This is a genomic window from Coleofasciculus sp. G1-WW12-02, from assembly GCF_040219735.1.
Classification (GTDB): Bacteria; Cyanobacteriota; Cyanobacteriia; order Cyanobacteriales; family Coleofasciculaceae; genus Coleofasciculus.
On the sequence record NZ_JAVJRX010000083.1, the window covers coordinates 1 to 6,594 of the forward strand.

5 protein-coding genes and 1 pseudogene are annotated in these 6,594 nt (G+C 45.8%); 3 read left to right on the forward strand and 3 right to left on the reverse strand.

Going from position 1 to position 6,594, the window contains the following annotated elements; translation table 11 throughout:
- Both RID09_RS14215 and murD read right to left on the reverse strand, forming a co-directional pair.
- Nucleotides 1-722 (reverse strand): RNA-guided endonuclease InsQ/TnpB family protein (locus RID09_RS14215; protein WP_446336582.1); only part of this gene is annotated, 722 nt, incomplete at its 3' end.
- A 371-nt stretch (nt 723-1,093) separates the two neighbouring features.
- Nucleotides 1,094-2,491, reverse strand: a complete 1,398-nt coding sequence (gene murD, locus RID09_RS14220; protein WP_446336586.1) for a UDP-N-acetylmuramoyl-L-alanine--D-glutamate ligase — start codon at nt 2,489-2,491, stop codon at nt 1,094-1,096.
- Between the two features lie 129 nt (nt 2,492-2,620).
- Here murD and RID09_RS14225 point away from each other — a divergent pair, with 129 nt between their 5' ends.
- Entirely contained in the window at nt 2,621-3,034 is a 414-nt protein-coding gene (locus RID09_RS14225) for a hypothetical protein (RefSeq protein WP_446336583.1), read from the forward strand.
- A 329-nt stretch (nt 3,035-3,363) separates the two neighbouring features.
- The gene (locus RID09_RS14230) at nt 3,364-3,576 is read left to right on the forward strand and encodes a hypothetical protein (protein ID WP_446336584.1); all 213 of its coding nucleotides are present in this window, start codon (nt 3,364-3,366) and stop codon (nt 3,574-3,576) included.
- Between the two features lie 158 nt (nt 3,577-3,734).
- Here the strand turns inward: RID09_RS14230 and glyS are convergent, their stop codons facing one another.
- Entirely contained in the window at nt 3,735-5,882 is a 2,148-nt protein-coding gene (gene glyS / locus RID09_RS14235) for a glycine--tRNA ligase subunit beta (protein ID WP_446336585.1), read from the reverse strand.
- Nucleotides 5,883-6,484: 602 nt separating this feature from the next.
- On the opposite strand from glyS, the pseudogene RID09_RS14240 reads away from it, so the two are divergent.
- Nucleotides 6,485-6,594: pseudogene (locus RID09_RS14240) on the forward strand (transposase); the annotation flags it as partial.

Consider the following 6,594-nt stretch of genomic DNA (forward strand, 5'->3'; position numbering starts at 1 on the left):
AACCGTTTGTTAGATACCTTTTTTTGCAGCGATTTAAGCTTGCTTTCTAGTTGCTTGAACGGTTTGGGATTGGGGAACAATCGCCCATTAGACACAGCGGCAAAATGACTAATACCGACATCTATTCCTATTGATGTACCAGTCGGGTTGATTTCCGGTACATCCACTTTCCATTGCCAAGTTAATTGTGCATACCAGCCGGATGCCCGTTTCACGACCCGCGCTTGTTTAATGAGGGCGTCGCCAGGTATTGGGCGGGATTGGTTGAATTTAACTAGCCCAATCTTGGGTAACTTGACATACTTACCATCAATAGGAGCTGCTCCCATTGATGGAAACACGAATGACCTAATTCGACCTGCTTTCTTGTACCGTGGGAATCCCCGCCCATTCTTCCACATTCCCTCAAATGCTAACTGCAACCGCTTTAAAGTTTGCTGCAAGACTTGCGAGTGTACCTGCTTAAGTGCAGGAATATTCTTTTTAGCTTGGGTTAGTGCTACTGCTTGGGAATTGTAATTAGGCGCTTCTTTGTCTGCTGGTATGATATACTCGTGTTTAATCGAGCAAGCGTTTACCGGACTCTTACGAGAATTAACCCAATCTTTGCGCTCAGCTAAAGCATAATTGTATACCCTGCGGCATTGCTCTAGCCACTCTTCAAAAGTAGCTATCTGGGCGCTAGTTGGTTTCAGTTTAAACTCGTAAATTAAAGTAAACATTTGCAAGGGCCTCTGCAATGCTTTCTAACACTATACTACACTATTAGTTGAGTGTTGTCAGGATAGATTAGACTGGCGACTTTAGTCGCTTTGCTGAACGCAACGCGAAAGTTTCATCCTCTGGTTAAAACGCAGAGGTTTTCACCATCGCTACCCTATAATAGGGCACGATAGTATCGTGCCCCTACATCAGGGATAATTGATGGGGTAGGGGCACGGCATTGCCTTGTCCTAATCTAGTGTGTTTGTCCTGCTATAGCATTACCCAAAAGACACCTATCAAATCAGGGGCTCGCATCCCCTACTACGAACCCAACCTATTCCACCATTTTAGCTGTGCCGCGCCACGACAAAGTTGACATCCATCTTGACTAAGGACTAAAATTTTGCCAACACTGCTGACGGAAATCATCCCCCCGATGTTCAAAACTTTGATATTGGTCAAAGCTAGCACAAGCCGGTGAAAGTAAAACCACAGGCGCATTATCCTGTTGTGCTAATTCCGCTGCTCTAGGAACAGCTCGTGCCATAGTTTCCACAATTTCATAACGATAATACCCCAATTCCTGTAAGCGTTGGGCAAACGCAGGCGCCGCCTCCCCAATCAGTAAAACAGCCGCCGCTTTAGAGTGGATGGTGTTCAACCATTGAGTATCATCACCCGCTTTGGCTTCACCCCCAGCAATTAAAATAGCGGGACTATCAACCGCCGCTAATCCCACTTGCGCCGCATCATAGTTCGTGGCTTTACTATCATTAATAAAGTCGATACCCTGCCAGGTGATAATATGTTCTAAGCGGTGAGGAACACCGGGAAAATTCGTAATTGCCTCAACGATTGCCTGTTTCTCAATTCCTGCCAATCGCGCTACGGCAACTGCCATGAGTAAATTCTGCTGATTATGATGTCCCACCATCCGCAAGGAATCCACAGGGACAATCGGTTCAGACTCCACCATCACCCAACCATTCTCAATATACACCCAGGGACGAGGCGTCGCGTCACGTCCCCTGACACTCGTCCAGTAAGCGTTTGACCAATGGGTTGTGCCCAACTGACGCAAATACGGGTCATCACCATTAAAGACTTGATCGTGCGATCGCGACAGTAACTCAGCTTTGATAGTGTAGTAATTTTCCAGCGTCTTGTGGCGGTTCAAGTGATCCGGCGTAAAGGTTGTCCACACCCCAATCGTTGGTGCTAAATCCCGTGACGACTCAATTTGATAACTACTAATTTCTGCAATAACCCAATCAATTGGAGATTGGGGTAGTTTCTCATGTAGAGACGTTGCATGCAACGTCTCTAAGGACTGCGCCAAAGCCAGTTCACAAGCCGCATAGCCGATATTACCGCAGGCGGGTGCATGGAAACCAGCCGCTTGAAAAATAGCCGCAATCAGCGCCGTTGTCGTAGTTTTACCATTCGTCCCTGTGATACCAACCCAAGGAGAGGACTTGAGATAACGCCAAGCCAGTTCCATCTCGCCAATAGTATCAATCCCGCGATTCCTAGCTTCAATTAAAACCGGGATATCCCAAGGAACACCAGGACTCACCACAATCAGTTCAGGTAAATCCCCATCGCCAAGGGTGAGGGAATAACCCAGTTTAACCGTAATTCCCTGACCCGTCAGCGCTTGTTGTTGCTGTTGCAAAGATTCAGAGGTTTTGCTATCACTGACTGTTACCGTCCACCCTTCCTGTTTCAGGAGTCGTGCGGCTGCCATTCCGGAGCGTCCCAGACCAATGACGTGAGCGTTGGGCATACATAAACTGATGATAAGTTCGTTAGATTTTATTTTAGTTGCCCTGTAGAGACGTTGCGGTTGAATCTCTATAATAGGGTCAAACGTCATCGAATAATTTTCGTTGACATCAAACAAGGTGGGAGCATCATGACTCTTAAAATAAGTGTCGCTGACTTAAGCTGGGTTCGTAGTATGCACTTTAGTGCCAGAAGCGCTTTAGCGCTTACTACAAACATTTCTCTTAAAGGTTTGGCAGCAGCAATTAGTGTAAGCCTACTGAGTTGGACACTACCCACGAAGGCGCAACCCCTATCGGAGCAACAACTTCGGAACAGTATCGATCAACTTACGAATCCGGCACAACTACGACAATTTCAACAACGCCTCCAGCAAGAACAGCCTCTTTTGTATTTATTTTTACAATTAGAATCAGCTCAGACTGAAAATTTGCAACAGAAAGCCGAAAAAGAAATTCGACAAATGTTGCAACAGCCACCATCGCTACAACAGCAATTATTCCAGCGACAAATACGAGAACCTTTGGAACTGGACAACTTGTAAAGGCTGTCTTGAGTCGCAAAATCAATTGAACAGGGTTACAGCGAAAGAATACTTTTATTTTTTCGCTGTAGGTATTTTTACTATTATTCTAGAAGGCAAAAATACCCAAGGGGGGTTACAAAAGCGGATTTGGTATCTGGAGGGGTCAGAATCTCCTTGGAGAGTGAAATCTCTGCCCTACAGCCTTTCATCTTCTGCCTTCTCAACCGATGGGGTGAAGCATTTGGGTCTAACATTTGGGATGATTACTATAGGCTTAATTTTCCAATGCTTCACCTCTACAGTTGGGTGCATCCATCTTTGTAAAGTTATAGTGGGAGGATGGGGGTATGAATGAGAAGGAAAGGCTATTACAGCACAAAAGAAAGGCGAGTCTTTTGGGAACTTATACGTTATCAACCAAAGAGGTTAAACAGTGGATTGAAAAAAAATTGGGGATTTCCAATAGAGATATTGAGGAAAAAGGGCGGAACATGAAAGCTATGGAGGAGTTAAATGACCATATTCGCCGGAGACAACAAGAGCGGGATAAGGAATTGTGATACTGAGTAGGTGAGAAAAATTAAAGTTAGCGGCTCTTATCGTCATGGGTCTTATGTCAGGGTTTGAGGAATATTTACAAAACTTCATATAGTTGGGTTGATTTCCACCAACTTACTTAAGCATTGGGTTCAATTATTTGCTACACCCTGCCTACTATTTAACTCTTGACGATCGCGCCAAAATCTGCCAGTACCCGGGCGTGGTTTCGCAGTAACCCCAATAGATTCAGCCGATTACGCCGAATCTCTGGATTGTCGTCCATCACCATTACTCCGGCTTCCTTATCATCAAAGAATGTACTTACAATTGGCGTAACATCTGCTAATGCATCAACAATTTGTTGGTAATTGCGCTCTTGTTGTGCAGCTTGGGTACGGGGAACTAACTCAACTAAAGCATCATAAAAAGCAGGTTCACTCGATTTTTGGAACAGATCGGGATCTACCACAGCGTTGGGATCTAACTGTTGAAAATCTAAGTCTCCTTGCATCGATAACCGCGCCGAACGGTTCACCGTTTCGTAGATTTCATCCAGCTTGCCATTATGCCGAATTCCTTGCAGGAACAAGGCGCGAGAGCGAACATCTAACAAGTCTTTTAATGCCCGTTGTGTATAGTCGCGATCATTCTCACCTAAAACTGCATTCACCAAGTCATAATCAATCGTCTGTTCTTCTTGCAGCAAGGTGCGGATACGTTGTCGGAAAAACTCTTGTAAGGCTTCAACTGGTGATGATTTTCCCGAATAGGCGGCGACAAAATCGGCAGAGATATCCTGCAATAGCTGATCTAAATTAATCGCTAAATTACCATCCCAGGTAATATTAACCACCGCATTCGCTGCACGACGCAAGGCAAAGGGGTCAGAGGAACCTGTGGGAATCATGCCTAATCCAAAGATACTCACCAATGTATCCAAGCGATCAGCCAATCCTACCAATTGACCTGTCAACGTTTCTGGTAACTTGTCCCCAGCACCTCTGGGTAAATAATGTTCAAAAATCGCCGTCGCTACGGCATCTGATTCACCACTGGCTAGAGCATACTTTTGTCCCATTACGCCCTGTAATTCAGGAAACTCATAGACCATTTGGGTGACGAGATCGGCTTTACAAAGCGCAGATGCCCGAATAATATCATCCCATTGTGTCTGTGACACCGCCAATTGCTCAGCAATCCGTGACGCTATTTTTTCGATGCGCCCTACTTTCTGACGCATAGAGCCTAATTCATCTTGAAAGGTTACGGTTTCTAACTTGGGTAAATAACTCTCTAGGGGTGAGGCTAAGTCAGTTTTATAGAAATACTCTCCATCCGCTAAACGGGCGCGAATCACTCGTTCATTTCCGGCGGCGATCATATCTGATTTTGCCGGATCACCATTTGAAAGGGTAATAAAATAGGGGAGTAATTCTGTCGCCAATTCATCCTTGAACACCGGGAAGTAGCGCTGATGGGTTACCATTACCGTTTTTACCACCTCTGGTGGTAGGATTAAGTATTCTGGATCAAATTGACCCACTATGGCGGTGGGATACTCTACTAAGTCGGTGACTTCATCCCATAACGCCTCATACAGGATGGTATAACCCTTAAGTTTTTGCGCCGCCGCCTGAACTTGTTCTTGGATGATATGCTTACGCCGATCGCGTTCTACAATCACAAAGGCTGATTCTAGGGATTTCACATAGTCCTCAGCGTGGGAAATTGTGACCGATTTGGGGTGTAAAATACGGTGTCCACGGGATGTGCGATCGCTCTTAATCCTTTCTGAACCATTCACTAATTCAATCGGCAACACCGTATCATCCAACAGCGCCACCAACCAGCGAATCGGGCGAGAAAACTTCAAGTCTCCATCCCCCCAGCACATAAACCGCTTCCCTTCTAAGCTAAAAATCCATTGCGGGATCACGTCGCTGAGAATCTCGATCGCCGAACGACCAATTATTTTCTTGACAACAAAGACAAATTCCCCTTTATCCGTCTCTCGGATTTCTAGATCATCAAGGGTAACTTCCTGCTTACGAGCAAACCCTTCGGCGGCTTTAGTTGGTTTCCCGTCTTTAAATGCGGCTTTGACAGGTGGACCTTTGACTTCCTCTTCGCGGTTGGGTTGTTGGCTTGGTAATCCTTGAATCAGTACGGCTAGACGACGGGGTGTACCGTACACCTGGATGGCTTCAGGAGTCAGCAGTTGTTCGTCAAGACTTTTTGACAGGCGCGACTGCCATTGTTTAATCGCACTCTCTACGAAATTTGCGGGTAATTCTTCTGTACCGACTTCCAATAAGAATGTAGCCATAGTGGATCGCGCTTCGTGAACAGAGGGGTTTCGTCTGAGTAGGAGAACCTTTGCCAGCAGAGTATAGTTGCTGCCAGTTTTCCCAGTTTAACCCTATTCGTCATTCGTCATTCGTCATTCGTTGATTAGGAAATCTCTTCCTCTCCCCAACTCCCCCAGCTCCCCCAGCTCCCTCTGCTCCCCCAGCTCCCCCAGCTCCCCCTGCTCCCCCTGCTCCCTCTGCTCCCCTTAAACCCTCCGGATAGAGTAACTGCGATCGTGGGAAATAAATACAAGACCCACATATCGCTTAATTTTTGAATTTAAGCGATAATGTGGGCTTTACTCAGGGTTCAGCAGGGTGCGTCTGCTGTGGCTGGCAGGGTGCATCTGCTTTTCTTAGTCTGCCTGTTCCAGAGCGGTTTTAGGTATAGCTATGATAAAGATGTTTTGAAGAGTTTGTGAAGCATGGGGGGATGGGGGAAATTACAAGGTAAGCGATGGTGAAAGCCCTCGTGATTTATCCGAGGGATGAAACCGAGCGAGGCGTTTAGCCAAGCAACTTTAGTTGCGAGTGTTAGCTTTCCTATGTTATAATTCTACCATAAGCTAAAAGTGGTAAAATGATTGTCTACGAGGGTAAGTTAAAAGGTAGAGAGTATCAGTATAGAAGGCTTGATGAAGCCATTCGTACTGGTCTGTTTATTCGTAATGCTTGCCTCCGATATTGGGA